General features: G+C 69.7%; 14 protein-coding genes. 2 read left to right on the top strand and 12 right to left on the bottom strand.

What is annotated here, in order from left to right; genetic code table 11:
- Positions 1–132 precede the first annotated feature (132 nt).
- From ACWZJV_RS15250 to ACWZJV_RS15220, 7 genes are all read right to left on the bottom strand, one after another.
- Entirely contained in the window at positions 133–2217 is a 2085-nt protein-coding gene (locus ACWZJV_RS15250) for a DEAD/DEAH box helicase (protein ID WP_457176880.1), read from the bottom strand.
- 27 nt (positions 2218–2244) lie between these two features.
- Positions 2245–3873 (bottom strand): ABC-F family ATP-binding cassette domain-containing protein, encoded by a 1629-nt coding sequence (locus ACWZJV_RS15245; protein ID WP_457176878.1) that lies wholly within the window; start codon positions 3871–3873, stop codon positions 2245–2247.
- A 402-nt stretch (positions 3874–4275) separates the two neighbouring features.
- Positions 4276–5958 (bottom strand): M4 family metallopeptidase, encoded by a 1683-nt coding sequence (locus ACWZJV_RS15240; RefSeq protein WP_457176876.1) that lies wholly within the window; start codon positions 5956–5958, stop codon positions 4276–4278.
- Positions 5959–6124: 166 nt separating this feature from the next.
- On the bottom strand, positions 6125–8077 hold the full coding sequence (locus ACWZJV_RS15235; protein ID WP_008355816.1) for a M13 family metallopeptidase: 1953 nt from the start codon (positions 8075–8077) through the stop codon (positions 6125–6127).
- Between the two features lie 51 nt (positions 8078–8128).
- The gene (locus ACWZJV_RS15230; RefSeq protein WP_457176874.1) at positions 8129–9343 is read right to left on the bottom strand and encodes a M15 family metallopeptidase; all 1215 of its coding nucleotides are present in this window, start codon (positions 9341–9343) and stop codon (positions 8129–8131) included.
- 61 nt (positions 9344–9404) lie between these two features.
- Positions 9405–9974, bottom strand: a complete 570-nt coding sequence (locus ACWZJV_RS15225) for a TetR family transcriptional regulator (protein WP_008355812.1) — start codon at positions 9972–9974, stop codon at positions 9405–9407.
- A gap of 27 nt (positions 9975–10001) precedes the next feature.
- A complete protein-coding gene (locus tag ACWZJV_RS15220; protein WP_457176872.1) occupies positions 10002–11423 on the bottom strand; it encodes a fatty acid desaturase in 1422 nt (473 codons plus the stop codon).
- A 77-nt stretch (positions 11424–11500) separates the two neighbouring features.
- On the opposite strand from ACWZJV_RS15220, the gene ppgK reads away from it, so the two are divergent.
- Positions 11501–12256, top strand: a complete 756-nt coding sequence (ppgK, locus tag ACWZJV_RS15215) for a polyphosphate--glucose phosphotransferase (RefSeq protein ID WP_196876001.1) — start codon at positions 11501–11503, stop codon at positions 12254–12256.
- Positions 12257–14464: 2208 nt separating this feature from the next.
- Here ppgK and ACWZJV_RS15210 read toward each other — a convergent pair.
- From ACWZJV_RS15210 to ACWZJV_RS15195, 4 genes are all read right to left on the bottom strand, one after another.
- Positions 14465–15079 (bottom strand): nitroreductase family protein, encoded by a 615-nt coding sequence (locus ACWZJV_RS15210; RefSeq protein WP_008355805.1) that lies wholly within the window; start codon positions 15077–15079, stop codon positions 14465–14467.
- Between the two features lie 53 nt (positions 15080–15132).
- Positions 15133–15768, bottom strand: a complete 636-nt coding sequence (locus ACWZJV_RS15205; protein ID WP_008355803.1) for a YitT family protein — start codon at positions 15766–15768, stop codon at positions 15133–15135.
- A gap of 65 nt (positions 15769–15833) precedes the next feature.
- A complete protein-coding gene (locus ACWZJV_RS15200; protein WP_457176869.1) occupies positions 15834–16565 on the bottom strand; it encodes an SDR family oxidoreductase in 732 nt (243 codons plus the stop codon).
- Positions 16562–17428: an oxidoreductase gene (locus tag ACWZJV_RS15195; protein WP_457176867.1), complete on the bottom strand. Its 867-nt coding sequence runs from the start codon at positions 17426–17428 to the stop codon at positions 16562–16564. The genes ACWZJV_RS15200 and ACWZJV_RS15195 overlap by 4 nt, the downstream gene beginning before the upstream one ends.
- 101 nt (positions 17429–17529) lie before the next feature.
- Between ACWZJV_RS15195 and ACWZJV_RS15190 the strand changes: the two genes are divergently transcribed.
- On the top strand, positions 17530–18372 hold the full coding sequence (locus ACWZJV_RS15190; RefSeq protein WP_457176865.1) for a helix-turn-helix transcriptional regulator: 843 nt from the start codon (positions 17530–17532) through the stop codon (positions 18370–18372).
- 40 nt (positions 18373–18412) lie between these two features.
- On the opposite strand, the gene pntB is transcribed toward ACWZJV_RS15190, so the two are convergent.
- Entirely contained in the window at positions 18413–19813 is a 1401-nt protein-coding gene (gene pntB / locus ACWZJV_RS15185) for a Re/Si-specific NAD(P)(+) transhydrogenase subunit beta (RefSeq protein WP_008355801.1), read from the bottom strand.
- Positions 19814–19823 lie beyond the last annotated feature (10 nt).

The raw sequence follows: 19823 nt of genomic DNA, 5'->3' as shown, positions 1-19823 counted from the left end.
CCCGCCGGTCGAGCCGCGAGCGCCAGCGAGCGTGTCGAGACCAACACAGTCATCTGCGCTCGATGGGACTGTGTTGGTCTCGACACGGATTCGTTCGTTCCTCACGAATCCGGCTCGACCAGCGAAGGTGAATCAGGTGGTCGTCGCCAGCACCAACGGGCTCACCGAACCGGCGCCGGCGTCGAGGAGAGCGCGGGCCGCGAGGGTGATGGTCCAGCCGGTCGCGACGCGGTCGTCGACGAGCAGTACGTCAGCACCGGGCGGGACCTCGGCGTGGAGCGAGAATCGGCGACCGACCGCCGCGACGCGCTGGGCGGAGTTGGAGGCGCCGTGACCGGGACCGATGTCGGGGTCGACGATGGCCCACGAGCCGAGGACGGGGACGCGGAGGTAGCGCGAGAGACCGTCGGCGAAGTCGCGGGTCAGGGTGGGGCGGGTCGCCGACTCGACATAGACGATGCCGCCCACGCGAGGCTTCCAGTCGCCCAGCACCTCGACCACCGCCTTCACCAGCGGCACCGGCACCGGACCGTCCTGGGCGGGCTCACGGAAGAGGTCACGCAGCGCCTGGCCGTAGCCGAGATCGGTCAGCCGCGCGACCGCGCGCCCTTCGAGCGGCCCCTCCTTGATCTTGCCCTTGAGCGAGATGCCGAGCCGGTCGAGGCCGGTCGGCCACATCTTCTTCGGCTCCACGACGACCCCGGGCCGCGACAGCCGGGCCGACGCCTCCTGGACCGCCCCCTCGGAGACCGCCGATGTCACCGCGAAGCCGCCGCAGTTGTCGCACCGACCGCAGTCGACGGCGCCGGGGTCGTCGAGCTGCTCGCGCAGGAACCGCATCCGGCACTGGTCCGTCGAGATGTAGGCGAGCATCGCGTCCTGCTCGCGGCGCCGAGCCTCCGCGACCCGCGCATAGCGCTCCGCGTCGTAGTCCCACGGGACACCGGTCGCCTCCCAGCCACCGCCGACCCGGCGGGCGGCTCCGTCGACGTCCAGCACCTTGAGCATCTGCTCGAGGCGTGAGCGGGACAGGTCGACGTACGTCTCCAGCGCCTGGGTCGACAGCGCCCGCCCTGCCTCGGAGAGGACACCCAGGGTCTGCCGCACCTGCTCCTCGCGCGGGAAGGCGAGCGAGGCGAAGTAGGCCCAGATGTCGCGGTCCTCGACACCGGGAAGCAGCACGACCGAGGCGTCGGACGTGCCGCGGCCGGCGCGCCCGACCTGCTGGTAGTAGGAGACCGGGGAGGAGGGCGCGCCCATGTTGACCACGAACCCGAGCGTCGCGTCGAAGCCCATCCCGAGCGCCGAGGTCGCGACGAGCGCCTTGACCTTCCCGGCGGCCAGCGACTCCTCCAGCTCGGCCCGCTCGGCCGCCTCCGTGCGTCCGGAGTAGGCGGCCACGTCGTGACCGCGCGAGCGCAGGTAGTCGGCGATCTCCTCGGTCGCGGCCACGGTCAGGCAGTAGACGATGCCCGATCCGGGCTGCTCGGAGAGGTGGTCGGAGAGCCAGGCCAGCCGCTGCTCCGGGGTCTTCAGCGAGACTACCCCGAGCCGCAGCGACTCGCGGTCCAACGATCCTCGAAGCACCAGAACTCCCGAACCCATCTGCTCGGCGACGTCCGCGGTCACCCGGGAGTTGGCGGTCGCGGTCGTCGCGAGCACCGGGATCCCGGTGGGAAGGTCGGCCAGCAGCGTACGGATCCGGCGGTAGTCGGGCCGGAAGTCATGCCCCCAGTCGGAGATGCAGTGGGCCTCGTCGACCACCAGCAGGCCGCACTCGGCGGCCAACCGAGGCAGCACCGCGTCGCGGAACTTCGGGTTGTTGAGCCGCTCGGGAGAGACCAGCAGGACGTCCACCTCGCCGGCGTGGATGGCCTCCTCGATCGAGACCCAGTCCTCCGGGTTGGTCGAGTTGATCGTCACCGCCCGGATCCCGGCCCGCTGCGCGGCCGCGATCTGGTTGCGCATCAGCGCGAGCAGCGGCGAGACGATCACCGTCGGCCCCAGACCGGCCTCGCGCAGCAGCAGCGTCGCCACGAAGTAGACCGCCGACTTCCCCCAGCCGGTCTTCTGCACGACCAGCGCGCGACGGCGGTCGACCGCGAGCGCCGAGATGGCCGACCACTGGTCCTCGCGCAGAGACGCATCCGGGCGCCCCACGAGGGCGCGCAGATGCGCCTCGGCACGAGCACGTACGTCACTGGCGGGATCAGTCATGCACCCAGGTCTACCAGGGACCACCGACTACTTTCCCAGCGCCGATGTCGGCCAGTCGGCGAGATCGGCCAGCATCTGCCGGTCGTGCGTGGCCACGACGACCGCCGCCGGCGTCGCCCGCAACGCAGCCGTGAGCTCGTCCACCAGCCCGGCCGAGAGGTGGTTGGTCGGCTCGTCCAGGATCAGCAGGTGCGGGCGCGAGGCCAGCCGCAGCGCCAGCTCGAGCCGTCGCTGCTGCCCCTGGGACAGCCGCGACGCAGGCGTACGCCGCGCCTCCGCGTCCATCAGCCCCGTCGACCGGAGCGAGACGAGCGCCCGCTCGGGCACCACCCCGGCGGCGACCAGCCGTCCGCAGTGCTGTGCATAGACCTCGGCCGCGGTCAGCCCCGGCGCCCAGGCCGGCTCCTCCTGTCCGACCAGCGCCACCCGCGCCCCCGGCGAGACCCACACCGAGCCCGCCGAAGGAGCGATCCCGCCGCCCAGCACCTGCAGCAACGTCGACTTGCCCGCCCCGTTCGGACCGATCACGAGCAGCCGCTCGCCGGCGTCGAGAGCGAGCGAGACGGGCGCGGACAGCCGACCGAACACCTTGATGTCATCAGCCCGCAGCAGCGTTCCCCCGACATTCGACGGGAGCGACGGAAACTGCAGCGACACCGGCGGCTCCGGCACGGAGACGCGGTGCGCCTCGAGCGCCGCGAGGTCTCGGTTGAAGGAGCGCACCAACCCGGGAGCGCGGGTCTGTCGCTGATGCTTCCCGGTCCCCTTGGGTGGGCGCCAGCCCGTGCTCAGCCGGTCCCGGGCCGCCGAGACCGAGTCCTGCAGCCGCCGGTGCTCCTCCTGCTGAGCCGCGAAGTCCTGCTCCCAGCGCTCACGTTCGCGCCGCCGGCCCTCCTGCCAGCCCTGATAGCCCCCGGCGTACGTCCGGGCGCGGCCGTCCTCGCTCGGGTCCAGGTCGAGGAACTCGACGGCGGTGTCCCGCAGCAGGAGACGGTCGTGGGAGACCAGGACGACCCCGCCGGCATGGCTCCGGATCCGCTCGGTCAGGAACGCCAGCCCCGAGGCGTCCAGGTGGTTGGTCGGCTCGTCGAGCACGAGCAGGTCGTGGTGCGCTCCGAGCAGGCAGGCCAGCCGCACCCGGTAGCGCTGCCCGACCGACAGGGTCGCCAGCTCCCGAGTGTGGTCGGTGCACGCACCGAGTGCCTCCAGCGCGATCTGCACCCGGCGCTCGGCGTCCCAGGCGTCCAGCGCCGTCGCGCGCTCCAGCGCGACGGCGTACGTCCCTGCGGAGTCCGACGGATCCTCGGTGAGCGCCGCAGCAGCGTCGTCGAGCGCCCGGAGCGCGTCGTGGGACTCCGCCAGCGCGGCGGAGGTGAGGGTGCCGACGGTGTCCCCAGGACGTACGTCCAGGGCTTGGTGGGCGATCCCGAGACTGCCGTGCCGCTGAACACGCCCGGAGTCGGGGACGAGCAGTCCGGCCAGGACGTGGAGCAGTGTGGTCTTGCCGCGGCCGTTCTCGCCGACGACGGCCAGCCGGGACCGGTTGGCGGCGGAGACGGTCAGGGAGACGCCGCGCAGGACGGAGCGACCGCCACGGGTGACCGAGATGTCCTCGGCGCGCAGGTGGGCAGAGGTGTGATGGGTCTGTACAGACACGAAAGTGAACTTCCAGCTCGCGTACGGGAGCCGGGAAGCGAGAGGCAGCTACCCGGCAGATGGCCGGACAGCGGCGTGAGTATGCCTCGAAGCGCCGCCGTCAGGCGGCGGGGCGCAGGCGCATGTAGGCGATACCGAGGTTCATGCCTCGAGCGTAGCCAGAGACGAACCGTCCGCGCGAACCGTTATTCACCGAGCGGGAAGAAGTAACGCCGAGCCGGCGCTGTTGGTCCTCCCCCACGGGGACCCGCAGAACCGGCCCGGCGTCTCCAGTATGCGTCCAATCGCCGCACCGGCATAACCACACGCCCGAATTCGTACTTTAGTTACCAAAAGCGGTCGACGACGCCGTCTTTTGAAGGGACGGCGCCGTCGAGACCGGCTCTGTGAGGGTGCTGAGGGTCAGCTCACCGAGACCGCGGTCCAGGCCGCCTCGACGGCCGCGACCTCGGCGCTGGAGGCGCCGTAGAGGTCCGAGGCCGCCTTCACCGTCGCGTCGCGCGCGCCGGCGTAGTCGGTCGTCGAGGTGAAGTAGGTCGAGTTGGCGCGGAACCAGATCTTCTCGGCCTTGTCGCGACCGATGCCGGTGATCGTCGAGCCGTCGCACGTCGTGCTCGAGTGGGCGACACCACCGATCGTCTTCGCACCCGAGCCCTCGGCGAGCAGGTAGAAGAAGTGGTTGCCGACGCCGCTGGAGTAGTGGACGTCGAGGTTGCCGGTCGAGGAGGACCAGCAGTTGACCGAGTTGCCGTCGGCGGACGGGTTGTCCATGCGGCGCAGCGGGTCGCCGCCGTCGAGGATGAAGGACTCACCGATCAGGTAGTCGCCCTTGTCCTCGGCGTTGTTCGCGTAGAACTCGACCATCGTGCCGAAGATGTCGGAGGTCGACTCGTTGAGGCCACCGGACTCGCCGGAGTACTCCAGACCCGAGGTGTTCTCGGTGACACCGTGCGTCATCTCGTGGCCCGCGACGTCCAGCGACACCAGCGGTCCGTAGCCGACACCGTCGCCGTCGCCGTACGTCATCTTCTCGCCGTCCCAGAAGGCGTTGACGTAGTTCTTGCCGTAGTGGACCCGGTTGTAGGAGCCCGAGCCGTCGCCGAAGATGCCGTCGCGGGCGTGGACGTTCTTGAAGTAGTCCCAGGTGACGTTGGTGCCGTACTGCGCGTCGGCCGCCGCGGTCGCCCGGTCGGCGTTGGAGCCGTTGCCGAAGGTCGTGGTCGGGCTCGTGACCACGGTGCCCGCCGCGCACCCGAACCCGAGAAGCTGGCACAGCAGGCTGTCCTCGGCGTTCTTCATGTCGGTCGTGTAGGTGCCGCCACGGGTCTCGTCGCGCAGCTCGTACGTCGAGCCGTTCTGCTTCACCTGCAGCGGGACGGTCCCGGAGTAGAGGGTGTTGCCCTCGCCGTCGATGGTGTGGATGCCCTCGACCCGGCGCAGCACCGTGCCGGTGCCCGCGTCGACGTAGGTCGCCAGACGGGAGGGGGTGCCGTCGGACTGCTTGCCCTTGGTGGTCACCCGCCAGGCCAGCGTCGGCGAGCCGTCGACCGCGTCGACGACGAGCTCGGGGGCGTACTTCTTGTCGACCGCAAGATCGGTGATCGTCTTGGTGACCGCGTCCAGGGTCAGCGCGGCCCGCGTCGCCGCGGCCGAGGTGACGGTCGGCTTCACCGAGAGGTCCAGCACCGTGGCCAGCCCCTGGGAGACCGAGGTCACCGCACCGGACCTGTTCTGGTGGGCGACCAGGTCGCCGCCGACGACCTCGAGGCCCTCGTAGGTGCGGTTCATCCGTACGTGGGTGGCGCCGGTGGTGTCCTTCAGGGTCACCACCGGCTCGAGCTCCTGGCCCGCGCCGACCTTCCAGGTCGACGGCTTGCTGGTCAGCGCCCTGATGGCCTTGTCCGCGATCGACTCGTCGTCGATCACCTGCTGGGCGGCCAGGCCGGTCGTCGTCACGCTCGCCGGCGTGATGGTGGAGGCGGAGCCGGCAGGGGTGGCGCCGGCCGGGCTTCCGAAGGAGGCGATGAAGGCAGTTCCTGCAACAGCGACAGCGGTCGCTGCTCCCGCTACTCGGACGATACGCATCGTGGGGGTTCTCCTCGATTGTGGGGACCAGGATTGGGGGAATCCTTGCACCGGAATCGATAGCGCGGAGAAACAATTTCCTGCAATGCGGATTTATGAAGCCGCCTTCCCGCGTAACTCCTTTACGTTGTTATCGAATATTGACCAATACCCCTACCCCCAGGGGTCACCAGATCCGAACGCGCTCCTCCGGATCGAGCCAGAGACCGTCACCCGGAGCGGTGCCGAAGACCTCGTGGAACTCGTCGAGGTTGCGCGCGATGTTGGCGCGGAACTCGGGCGGGCTGTGCGGGTCGATCGTCAGGTACTGCTGCGCCTGCTCCTTGCGGCGCACCGTACGCCACACGTAGGCCCAGTTGAGGAAGAGCCGCTGCCGGTCGCCGATCTCCGCCGAGCCACCGGTCGCCAGCATGTAGGCGGTGTGGGCGATCGTCAGGCCGCCCAGGTCGCCGATGTTCTCGCCGACGGTCAGGGCACCGTTGACGAACTCGCCGGGCAGATCCCGCGGGGAGAGCTTGGAGTACTGCTCGATCAGCGCCTTGGTCTTCACCTCGAAGGCAGCCTTGTCCTCCGGCGACCACCAGTCCTGCATGTTGCCGTCGCCGTCGAACTGCGCGCCCTGGTCGTCGAAGCCGTGGCCGACCTCGTGGCCGATCACCGCGCCGATGCCGCCGTAGTTCTCCGCCGGGTGGGCGTCCTTGTCGAAGAACGGGCGCTGCAGGATGCCGGCCGGGAAGCAGATCTCGTTGGTTCCGGGGTTGTAGTAGGCGTTGACCGTCTGCGGCAGCATGAACCACTCGTCACGGTCGACCGGGCCGCCGAGCTTGCCGAGCTGCCGGTCGGTCTCGAAGATGCTCGCCGCGGAGACGTTGCCGATCAGGTCGTCCTTGCTGATCTGCAGCGCCGAGTAGTCGCGCCATTTGTTCGGGTAGCCGATCTTCGGCGTGAACTTGTCGAGCTTCTCGTAGGCCTTCTCCTTGGTCTCCTCGCCCATCCAGTCGAGCTCGGAGATCGACTTGCGGTAGGCCTCCAGGAGGTTGTGGACGAGCTCGTCCATCTGCGCCTTCGCCTCGGGCGGGAAGTGGCGCGCGGCGTACTCCTTGCCGACCGCCTCCCCGATCGCGCCCTCGACCAGCGCGACGCCGCGCTTCCATCGTTCGCGCAGCTCAGGGGTGCCGTTGAGGGTGCGCCCGTAGAAGTCGAAGTTGGTCTCGACGAAGTCGTCGGTCAGGTACGGCGCCGCCCAGCGCAGCACGTGGAAGTAGAGCCACAGCTTCCAGTCGTCGATGTCGACCTCGCCGAGCACCGTGGAGAGGTGGGCGAAGAAGGACGGCTGCCGCACGACCACCTCACCGAGCACCGCGTCGGTGGTCAGCTTCGAGCCGGAGAGGTTGCGGACGTAGGCGTCCCAGTTGAAGTTGGGGGCCAGCTCGCGCAGCTCGGCGAGGGTCAGCAGGTTGTAGGTCTTCTGCTTGTCGCGGGTCTCCTCGCGCGCCCAGTGGCCCTCGGCCAGGCGGGTGTCGATCCGGATGATCGTCTCGGCGGCCGCGCGCGGGTCGGGGTGCTCGGCGAGCGCATAGAGCCGCTCGAGGTAGCCGGCGTACTTCCCCAGCACCTCGGCGAACTTCTCGTCGAAGTAGTAGTCCTTGTCGGGCAGGCCGAGGCCACCCTGGAGCAGGTTGAAGATGTAGCGGTCGGACTGCTTGTCGTCGTTGTCGACGTAGGACCCGAACAGCCCGTGGCCACCGATCCGCTCGACCTCACCCAGGAACGCCGCCAGGTCGTCGGCGTCGCGGAGCCCGTCCACGGCGGCCCTCAGACCGTCCAGCGGCCGTACGCCGCGCTCGGCCACCGCCGCCTCGTCCATGAAGCTCGCGAAGAGGTCACCGATCTTCTGGGCGTCGCTGCCCGGCTCGCCGCCGGACGCCGCGAGCTCCTCGATGATCGCGCGCACGTCCTTCTCGGCCTGGTCGGCCAGCATCACGAACGGCCCCCAGCTGGACCGGTCGGCCGGGATCTCGACCTCTCGGAGCCAGGTGCCGTTGACGAACCCGAACAGGTCGTCCTGCGGCCGGATGCTGTCGTCCATGCCCGGGCGGGCGTCATCAAGAATCGTCACAGGCCCCAGCGTAGATGCGGCGTCCCAAGCGGGTGGGCAACTACCCCGGGGTTAGCCAGGTTTGACGATCCGGTTCATCTCGAAGTGCATCGGGTCGGTCCACTTCCAATTGCCGCCCCAGGTGAAGCCCCAGCGCTCGAAGATGGAGACGACGGTGCGGTCCATCTCGCCGACGGTGCCGCGCTGGTTGCCGGCGGTGTTGAGGTCGACGGCGGTGCCGAACGCGTGGTTGGAGAGCTGGGTGGTGTTGGCGATGAAGCGCGGGTAGTAGCAGCCGGCGTACTGCGACGGGATGATCTTCTTGGCCAGGCCGCGGTCGACGACCTCCTGCAGCGCCGCACGCAACTGCGGGATCATCACCTTGTTGCAGGTCACCGAGCCGAGGATCGGCACCTGGGCCGTCACGATGTGGGAGCTCACCCAGCTCGAGGCGGGGGTGATGGTGCCGTCGCCGTTGGCGCGGTAGGTGTAGTTGCCGACGGCCTCGGCGACGGTGCCGACGACGTAGGCCTTCTGGGGAGCGTTGGGGTCGAGGCCGGCGCGGGCGACGACGTCGAGGCGCTGGACCGAGGCGTCCGAGCCGACGACCTTCTGGATCGGCGCGACGACCCGGTTGGGAGCGATGGCGGCGGTGGAGACGATGAGCGCGTTGCCCTTCTCCATGCCCATCTCCTCGCCCCACCTGTGGTTGACGACCGCGGCGGCGAGGCCCGGCGGCTGGGGAGCGTACGCACCGACGTGGACGGTGGTCGCGTCCTTCTTGGAGCCCAGCGTGACGAAGCCGTCCTTGTCGGCCGGGAGCTCGTCCTGGCGCTCGGGGTCGATCGCCACCTCGCCTCCGGCGACGCGCTGCCAGACCTCGTCGGAGTCGGCGCTCTGGAAGGGGGCGAAGTTGCGGTAGGTCGACGGGTCGACCGCGACCACCTTCACCAGCCGCCCCTCGACGCTGACCTGGGCCATCGAGATCTGCTCGACCCCGGACACACCGTCGAGAGACCGGATCTTCTTGACGTCGGCGGAGGAGAGGGTGTCCTCGGAGAGGATCAGCAGATCGGTCGAGTGCAGCGTGCCCTCGCGCTTCCCGGGCATCTCCACGGCGTGCGACGGGTCGGCGACAGGACTCTCGTCCTTCGCGGCCCCGCTCGCGCTCGCGCTCGGGCTGCCGCTCGGGGAGGCCGGCTTGGACGGCTCGCCTGCACAGGCCGCCAGGGTCACCACGAGGACCGCCCCGATCGCCGCGGCCGCTCTCAACGAGACCTGTCGCATCCAGTCACCTCCCCGCAGGAAGGTTAGGCGAGGGTTGGTGACGACCCAACTCGTGGGTAACTCAGCCGAGGACCCGCGACGCCAGCCAGGCGATGTCGTCGGCCGTCTCGTCGGGCGACTTGGTGGGCTGCATGACGTGGCTCAGCACGACCCGCACGACCATCTCGATGGCGACATCGGCCTGATGGTCGCTGAGCCCATGGTCGAACTTGTCGATGTGCTGGTGGATGATCTCGATCGCGTAGCCGAGCAGCCCCTCGCTGTGACTGGTCAGGTAGGGCAGCAGCTCGGTGTCGGCGCCGTGGGTGGCCGAGACCACCGCGTGCAGCAGCTTGTTGTCCTGGGCACGGTCGAGCACGCCGTACGTCGCCTGCCGGATCGCCCCGAGGAAGTCGTCCTCCTCGTCGAAGGCCGCGCTCACGACGGCGAGGAACTGCTCCAGCTCGCGCAGGATCAGCGACTTGGCCAGGGCCGGCTTGGCGCCGATGTCGTTGTAGACGGTCTGCCGGCTGACGCCGCACCGCTCCGCGATGCGCGACATCGTCACGCTCGCCCACCCGGTCTCGGTCGTCATCTCGACGGCAGCGTCGAGGATCCGCTGACGGGTGGTTTCAGGTACTCCGGCCGCCATGGGGCCAGAGTCTAGTGCGCCCGGCCCCTAGGACTCGACCGAGTCCGACGCCAGCGGCACGAAGTCGACCTTCTCCCGGACACCGCAGTCCGGACAGCACCAGTCGTCGGGTACGTCCGCCCAGGCCGTGCCGGCGGCGAAGCCCTCGGCCTCGTTGCCCTCCTCGACCCGGTAGGTGTAGCCGCAGCCGGGGCAGCGGGCGGCCAGGACCTCGGCCGCGATGACCTGGGCGACGGTGTCGTCGCCGGCCTCGGCCCGGTCGGCGGCGGGCGGCGGATACTTCGCCAGGATCTTCTCCCGCTTGCGCGGCAGGATGTTGGCCCGCGACATGTCGCCGTCGAAGTGCGCCAGCACCCTCGGGTCCATCACCCGGCGCCAGACCGGCGGCAGGATCGCGAGCAGGATCATCCCGGCGTAGCCGGTCGGCAGCACCGGAGACTCCTTGTAGTCGCGCAGGGTCTGGTAGCGGCGTACGGGGTTGGCGTGGTGGTCGCTGTGGCGCTGCAGGTGGTAGAGCAGCACGTTGGTCGCGATGTTGTTGGAGTTCCACGAGTGGCTGGGGTCGACGCGCTCGTAGCGTCGACCGACCCTCTGCCGCAGCATCCCGTAGTGCTCCATGTAGTTGATGACCTCGAGCAGCGAGAACCCGACCACGGCCTGGATCAACAGGAACGGGATCACCACCGGCCCGAGCCACACGATCAGCCCGCCCCAGAGCACCGCGGACATGAGCCAGGCGTTGAGTACGTCGTTGCCGATCCGGAACGGGTGCTGGTCGCGGCGGCCGTACCTCTTCCTCTCCAGCCGCCACGCGCTCTTCAGCGACCCCGAGACCGTGCGCGGCCAGAAGGCGTAGAAGGACTCGCCGACCCTGGACGAGGCCGGGTCCTCCGGCGTCGCGACACGGACGTGGTGACCGCGGTTGTGCTCGATGTAGAAGTGGCCGTAGAAGCTCTGCGCGAGGGCGATCTTGGACAGCCAGCGCTCGACGTCCTCGCGCTTGTGGCCGAGCTCGTGGGCGGTGTTGATGCCGATGCCGCCGATGCACCCGACCGAGATCGCCAGCCCGACCCGGTCGACCGTGCTCAGGGTGTGGCCGTCGAAGGCGCCGTGGGCGGCGATGGCCATGCCGCCGATGAAGACGGCGTACTGCAGCGGGAGGTAGGAGTAGACGATCCACCGGTAGTAGCGGTCGTTCTCCAGCGCCTCGATCATGTCGTCGGGCGGGTTGGACTGGTCGAGGCCCGCGAACAGGTCGATCGCCGGCACCACGATCAGGATGATGATCGGTCCGGTCCACAGGAACGCGCCGATGTCGGTGAGATGCCAGCCGCCGATCGCGATGAAGCCGAGGATGGGAACCACCAGGCCCAGCAGCCACAGATAGCGCTTCTTGTCGCGCCACTGCTCGGTCGAGCCGTCGGGCACGGTGCTGTTGGCGATCTCCATCGTCGACCCCCTTGACAATTCAGGATGATCTGTCAAGTGTCGTACGTCACGTCGGTGCTTGTAAATAGGATGGACGCATGACGACGAGCCTGCCCTTCGGCATCGACTTCGGCGGCACCGGCATCAAGGGTGCCCCGATCGACCTCGCGACCGGCGAGTTCGCCGAGGAACGCGTACGCATCCCGACCCCCGAACGCTCCACCCCCGAGGCCATCGCCGAGATCTTCGTCGACCTGCTCGCCCAGTTCCCGGACTACGACGGGAAGGTCGGCGTGACCGTCCCCGGCGTCGTACGCCACGGGGTGGTCCACTCCGCCGCCAACATCGACAAGTCCTGGATCGGCGCCGACGCGGACGCGATCTTCACCGCGGCCACCGGGCGCGACGTGCACGTGGTCAACGACGCCGACGCGGCCGGCCTGGCCGAGGTCCGCTACGGCGCCGCGAAGGGCCGGCGCGGGCTGGTCATCATGACCACGCTCGGCACCGGCATCGGCTCGGCGCTCCTCTACGACGGCGTGCTCGTGCCCAACTCCGAGCTCGGCCACCTCGAGCTCGACGGCCACGACGCCGAGACGCGTGCCTCCAACGTCGCCCGCAAGCGCGAGGACCTCTCCTGGAAGCACTGGGCCAAGCGGCTGCAGAAGTACTACCGCCACCTGGAGATGCTCTTCTCGCCCGACCTATTCCTGGTCGGCGGAGGGGTGTCGAAGGAAGCGGCGGAGTTCCTGCCGCTGCTCGAACTGGACACCGAGATCATCCCGGCGAAGCTGCTCAACACCGCGGGGGCCGTGGGGGCCGCGCTGTACGCCGAAGAGCTCGCCACCGACTGATCCCGCGGGTCCCGGCGGGCTGCCCGACCGGCTGCCCGGCGGACCGGCCATCGGCGGACCGGGCATCGGCGGGCCGCCCATCGGCGGCATCGGCGGCATCGGCGGCGCCGGGCGATCCCACGGAGCCCCCGCCTTCTTCGTCTCCTTGACCTGGGCGAGGAAGGCCTTGCGGGCCGCGCGCCGCTGCTGGCGAGCCTGGCGCCGGCCCCGTGCCCACGGGCTGCGAAGCACCCGGAACGCCGCGTACGCCACACCGACGAGCACCAGCAGCGCGACTAGGCCGACGGCCAGGGCCCAGTCGGCCCGGGCGCTCACCCCGGCCGCGGTGGAGGAGGCGTCCTCGAGATAGCCGTTGTCGAGGTCCGCTCGCGCACCGGCCGCGCCCGCGTCGAGAAGCAGCACCAGCTCACCGAGCTCGGTCAGCGGGTCCTGCATCCCCTCGACGTCGGCCGTCGCCTCGCCGACCTCGGTGATCACCTCGGCAGTGCGGGGCAGCGTGGTGGCGAGGTCGCGATAGAGAGCCTCTTCGTTCGCGCCCTCGTAAGCCTCCCTGGCCGCCGTCGGCACCGGCAGGTCCGCCTTCTCCGCAGCCTCCTGGACCGCGGCGGCATCGGCGCTCGCAGCGCCGAGCTGACCGATGACCGGGTCGACGTCCTCGAACGTCCACGCGGCCATGACGTCGCGCAGCCCCAGGGGCGGCATCCACTCACCGTCGGCGGTGTCGATCGCGGCGTACGCCTGGCGGGCCTTGGCCCTGGGCTTGAGCTGCTTGGCCTCGGCACGGGTCAGCACCCACGTCTTCAGCGGCTTCTCCGGAGAGGCGTCGGTGTCGTACCTCTGCACGATGTCGAGGAAGAAGCGCCAGTCGACCGGACCGCTGCTGATCTCGTCGTCGGCGGGGTCGTAGCCGCTGCGGCCGTCGTAGACGTCGTCGACCACCTGGGTGAGCTGCTCGTCGGTGAGGTCGGAGAGCATCGCCGAGACGGCGGTGTAGGCCGCCGGATAGCCGTACGCGTCGTTCTCCTGGCTCCACCCCTCGGCGTCCCAGCTCAGGAGCGGGAACGCGGCCTTGCCGCCACGCTTCACCTTGCCGTACTTCTGCCCCTTGGCGCCGACCTCCTTCGTCGCGCGCTGGGCGATGACCTCGGTCAGGCCCTCGCTCAGCCAGCGGCCCTCGACGAGGTCGGGGTTGATCCAGGCGTGGGTCATCTCGTGGTAGAGGATCGCCGTGTCCAAATCCTCGGAGACGACGATCTCGTCGGCGTCGGAGTCGAACCAGGCGTAGCCGACCGCCTCCGCGGAGCCGTCCTCACGGATGGTCTCCAGACCGCCGGGCCACTCGTTGCCCGTCAGGCGCTCGAGCACCGGCATGCCCTCGGTCACCCGCTTCTCGGCGAAGTCGAGCCAGTCCTCGTCCTCGGGGAAGCTCTGCAGCGACAGCTTCGTGTCGCCGATCTCGATCTTCTTCTCGTCGAAGGCCTTCGGGTCGCGGGCGGAGACGCCGGCGTCGACGAAGTCGCCCTCGGAGTGCCAGGTCGTCGTCCTGCCCTTCGTCTTCTTGGTGAAGTCGCCCGAGGAGGCGGTGAACGTCATCGACTTCGGCAGCACCACGTCGACGGTCACCTGCCCGTCGTCACCGAGGCCGATCACGGGGAAGACGGCGTAGCCCTCACCGATCCGGATGTGGTTCTTCTTCGCCCGGATCGGGGTGCCCGTCAGCTCGTAGGTCCAGGTGATCGTGCGCGACTTGCCGTAGTAGAGGTTCGGGAAGGACACGGTCACCACCTCGAGACCGGTGCCCTTGACCTTCTCCGTGCTCACCGGCAGGTTCGCGCCGTTGCTGGTCGCCCTGACCTTCTTCGCGCCGGCCGGGATCGGGATCGCGTGACCGGTCAGGAAGTAGTAGGTCGTGGCCGTGCTCGGCTGCTGGTTGGTGACGGTGACCTCGGACTTCACCTTCACCGTCCGGGCCTTCTCGTCGAGCACGTAGCGGGTGCGCGAGGACTCGCCGACCCCGTCATCGGGTGCCGCGACGGCTGTCGGCGCCGTCATCACCAGCCCAGCACCCAGCAGCCCCAGCACGAACAGACCCGCTGCCACGCGCCGGAGCAGACGTGCTCCCTGACCGCTCTCCACCCGGGCACCTTAGACCGATGCCCCGCCGGGTACGACCTTTTTGGACCGCTCCCCGGACGGCCACGCGGGACGTCACGCCCAGGGCGTGCCCCACTTGTCGGCGTACGCGATCTCCTCGAGCGGACGCCGGACACGCTCGCGCTCCTCGCGCTCGGCATCGCGCGGGTCGACCTCGGCGGGGTCGCCGTGGAGGCCCACCGCGATGCCGGTCATGACCTTCCACCAGTCCGGTACGCCGAAGGCTGCCGCCACCGCACCGTGGTCGAACCCGGCGAACTGATGGGAGGACAGCCCGAGGGAGGCGGCCTGGACGGACAGGTGCGCGGCCGCCTGACCGAGGTCGTAGTAGGAGTAGTCGGCCCACTTCGGGCCGTTGCCGTCCGGGTCGGCGGCGACCTGGGCGACCGCGACGAAGACGGCCGAGGCCCGCGGGACCCAGCCGGAGTTGCCGCGGGAGAGGTGGGCGACGAAGGTCTGGTGGCCGGCCGATCCACGAGGCAGGACCAGGAAGGACCACGGCTGGCTGTTGCCCGCGCTCGGTGCCCAACGGGCCGCCTCGAGCAGCAGCCTGATCTCGGCGTCGGCGAGCTCGTGGGCCGGGTCGAAGACGCTCACCGACCAGCGGTCACGCAGGTGCTCGGTCAGGTCCTCGGCGCCGGGCTGGGGCGCGCGCTTCGCGGCAGTCATGCATCCATTCTGCAATGTCTACTGCCTTGAGCGACAAACTGTCTCAGAGGGCGTCAGGCGAGGTAGCGGCCGGGGCGGTGGTTGAAGGCCAGGATGATGTTGAGGACGACCGCACCGAGGGCGGAGAGCAGGACGGTCACGGGCGAGACGACGGCGAGCGCGAGCAGGATGACACTGAGGTCGAGACCCATCTGGACGTATCCGGCGCGCAGGTTGAGCCGCTCCTGCAGGACCAGGGCGAGCACGTTGAACCCGCCCAGCGAGGCGCCGTGGCGGAAGATCACCAGGAGCCCGAGGCCGACGAGCAGGTTGCCGGCCACGACGCCGTAGATCGTGTCGAGCCCGTCGAGCGGGAGCAGGTCGGCGTGGACCCGGGTCATCGCCGAGACCGCGATGACGCAGCCCAGCGACCGGACCGTGAACCAGGTGCCCTTCTTGGAGAGCGCGAGCCCGAAGAAGGGCAGGTTGACCAGCACGAACAGCACCTCGAACGGCAGCCCGGTCCAGTAGCTCACCAGCAGGCTCAGGCCGGCGGTGCCGCCGGTCACCGAGCCGACCGACTGGATCAGGTAGAGACCCAGCGAGGTCACCACGATGCTGGTCACGTAGCCGAGCGCGTCCTCCAGCAGGGTGTGGGGGACGCGGATCGACTCGAGGGAGTCTGTCAACGGCTCGGACACGACACTCATTCTGGGTGCCGTGCCCGAGCCCCGGGGAATTCAGAAGGACGAGATCTGCACCACTCCCGGTCGCCTCACCGCTGGCCTGTCGGACGCACGACGATCTCGTTGACATCGACGTCCGGGGGCTGCGCGAGGGCGAATCCGACCGCCCTGGCGATCGCGTCTGCGGGGATCTGATGGGCACGGTAGGTCGCCATCAGTTCGGCTGCCACGGGGTCGGTGAGATGGGTGGCGAGCTCGGAGGTGACCACGCCCGGCGAGATCGTGGTGACCCTGATCGACGGGTCGGACTCCTGTCGCAGGCCCTCGGTGAGCGCCCACGCTGCGTACTTGGTGGCGGCATACAGCGCGGCGGTCGGGCTGACCTGGTGGGCAGCTATCGAGGCGATGGTGACGAAATGCCCGCCACCAAGCCGTTGGAAGTGCGGCAGGGCGGCGGCGATCCCGTGGTGGAGGCCGCGTACGTTGACATCGATCATCCGGTCCCACTCCTCGACCAAGAACGCGTCGAGACGGGACAGCAGCATGACCCCGGCATTGCCCACGACGGCGTCGATGCGCCCCTGACCTGCGACGACGTCGTCGACAAGAGCCTTGTACGCAGCGAGGTCCGTGACATCGAGCGCATGTCCCTCGGCGGACTTCCCGGCACCGGTCAGTTCGGTGACGATCTCGTCGAGGCGGTCCTTGCGGCGGGCCGCGAGCACGACGTGGTGGCCCTCGGTGGCGAGCCGTCGGGCGGTGGCCTCACCGATGCCGCTGGACGCGCCGGTGACGAGGACGATCTTCTGGTCGGCGGTCATCGCGCGCTCACCTCGGCCGGCTCAGCCCCGCCGTGCGATCGGACGGCGAGGTGTCCCCACGCGTCCCACTCGGCGAGCCGCCGCTCGTAGATGCCCCGGATGAGATCGGGAGCCTGGTCGCCGAAGAGCACCCGCAGCGGCGGCTCGGGTGCGTCGACGATCTCCAGGAGCGCGTCCGCAGCGGCGGCCGGGTCGCCGACGCTGAAGCCAGCGCGACGCGCGGCGGCCTCCTCGCGCATGGGGTCGTAGGCGTCCAGCGGTGTGCTGTGGCGGGCGGACGGGCCGCTCCAGTCGGTGCCGAAGGCGCCGGGCTCGACGATGGTGACCCGGATGCCGAACCGGGCGACCTCGGCGGCAAGTGCCTCGCTGAGGCCCTCCAGCGCCCACTTGGACGCATGGTAGGCCCCGACGTTGGGGAAGGCGCCGATGCCACCGATCGAGGAGATCTGCACGAGATGGCCGGCCCGGCGAGACCGCATGCGGGGGAGCACCGCCTGGGTGACGTGGAGGACACCGAAGAGGTTGGTCTCGATCTGGTCCCGCAGCTCGCTCGGAGTCAGCTCCTCGACCGCGCCGAAGTGGCCGTAGCCGGCGTTGTTGACGACGACGTCGAGCGGGCCGAGCCGCTCCTCGGTCTGGTCGACACCCGCCCGCACGGCGTCCCGGTCGGTGACGTCGAGGGCGAGCGGGAGAAGCGTGTCCGGGTACTGCTCCCGGAGCCCGTCGAGGGCATCCGGAGCACGGAAGGTGGCGGCGACCCGGTCGCCTCGGGCGAGGGCCGCCGCGGCGTACGCCTGGCCGAAGCCGCGGGAGGCTCCCGTGATCAGCCAGGTCCTGGAGGTGGTGGTTCCGTTGTGGTTCATATCCTCGACGATCGGCCGGTCGAGCCAGCGGCAACAGGACGCGTTCTGCCTGGGAGCGGCACACCCAGGCATCGCGCGGATCCGCCCTCTAGCCTGGAGGTATGGCCGACAACCTCCTGGGCGACTTCCTGCGGGCCCGGCGTGCCCAGGTCACGCCCGCGGCGGCCGGGATCCCGGACTTCGGCCGTCGCCGGGTGCCGGGGCTGCGGCGCGAGGAGGTCGCGACCCAGGCCGGGATGAGTGTCGACTACTACGTACGTCTCGAGCAGGGCCGCGAGCGCAGCCCGTCGGCGCAGGTGCTGGAGGCGCTGGCACAGGTGCTGATCCTGGACGAGGACGCGCGGCTGCACCTGTTCCAGCTCGCCGGTGTGGCGCCGGGAGCGCGGCGTACGACTCCGACGGAGCGGGTCGACCCGGAGCTGCGGCGCCTCCTCGACATGTGGCCCGACAACCCGGCGATCGTTCTCGGACGCGGCTACGACCTGCTGGCCGGGAACGCCCTGGCGTACGCCCTCTTCGGAGGCTTCGAGCACGGCGCCAACCTGGTGGTGAAGATCTTTCTCGACCCGGGTGGGCGCAGCCTCTACCCCGACTGGGAGCACGTCGCCGCCTACACGGTGGCCGGGCTGCGGATGGCGTACGGCGAGGATCCCACCGAGCCGCGGATCAACGAGGTCGTCGACATGATGCTCGCCCGGAGCCCCGACTTCGCCCGGCTGTGGGAGCGTCACGAGGCTCGCCGCAAGCGCATGGAGTCCAAGCGGTTCCGCCACCCCGAGGTCGGCGAGATGACTCTGTGGATGAACGCCTTCGACGTGAAGTCGTCGCCCGGCCAGGAGCTCATCGTCTACCACGCCAAGCCGGCCACGCAGTGCGCCGACGCCCTCAGGCTGCTCGGCACGCTCGCCGCCACACGCAGAACGGCCGAGGAGTCACGATCGTGACCGCTCGGCCGTCCTGAGCGACGTCTCGCCGCGGGGTCCCTCAGGCAGGCACCCGGGCGAGGGCGCCGACGATCTCGTCGACCTTGGTCTTGGCGTCACCGAAGAGCATCTGCGAGTTCTCCCGGAAGAAGAGCGGGTTCTGCACACCGGCGTAGCCCGCGGCCATCGACCGCTTGAAGACGACGACGTTCTTGGCCTCCCAGACCCGCAGGACGGGCATGCCCGCGATCGGGCTGCTCGGGTCCTCGGCCGCAGCCGGGTTCACGGTGTCGTTGGCACCGATGACCAGGACGACGTCGGTCTCGGCCAGGTCGTCGTTGATCTCGTCCATCTCCAGGACGATGTCGTAGGGCACCTTGGCCTCGGCCAGCAGGACGTTCATGTGGCCCGGCAGGCGGCCGGCGACCGGGTGGATGCCGAAACGTACGTCCACGCCCTTGTCCCGCAGGATGCGGGTGAGCTCGGCGACCGGGTACTGCGCCTGGGCGACGGCCATGCCGTAGCCCGGGGTGATGACCACGGAGGAGGCGCCGGCGAGGAGCTCGGCGGTGTCCTCGGCGTTGATCTCGCGGTGCTCGCCGTAGTCGACGTCACCGGACGGCCCGGCCTCGATGCCGAACCCGCCGGCGATGACCGAGATGAACGAGCGGTTCATCGCCTTGCACATGATGTAGGAGAGGTACGCACCCGAGGAGCCGACCAGGGCACCGGTGACGATCAGCAGGTCGTTGCTCAGGAGGAAGCCCGAGGCGGCCGCGGCCCATCCGGAGTAGCTGTTGAGCATGGAGACCACGACCGGCATGTCACCGCCGCCGATGGAGGCGACCAGGTGCCAGCCGAGCGCCAGCGCCACGACCGTGACGGCGATCAGCAGCGGGAGCGTCGGGTTGATGACGTAGACGACGGTCAGGATCACGAAGACGACCAGCGCGCCGATGTTGATGACGTTCTTGCCGGGCAGCATCAGCGGCGCCGACTTCATCCGCGCCGAGAGCTTCAGGAACGCGACGATCGAGCCGGTGAACGTGACCGCACCGATGAAGACGCCGATGAAGACCTCGGCGGAGTGGATCGCACCCCCGTGGATGTGACCGGCGGCGGCCTCGAGGTGGCCGTTCCAGCCGATCAGGACGGCGGCCAGACCCACGAAGGAGTGGAGCAGCGCGATCAGCTCGGGCATACCGGTCATCTCGACGACCTTGGCACGCCACAGGCCGATGACCGCGCCGACGGCGACCGCACCGGCCAGGACGAGGATCGCGGTCGTGGTGCCGGCGTCGGCGACCTGGATGACGGTCGCGATGAGCGCCAGCGCCATGCCGGCGACGCCGTAGAGCCAGCCCTGCGAGGCGGTCTCGTGCTTGGACAGACCTGCCAGCGACAGGATGAAGAGGAGGGCGGCGACGAGGTAGGCGGCGCCGGCGATCGAGAAGATATCCATGACGTGTTAC

It is taken from the genome of Nocardioides sp. WG-D5 (assembly GCF_054031175.1).
The sequence above is the reverse complement of the archived record's forward strand: the minus strand, read 5'-3'. Positions and strand labels throughout refer to the sequence as shown.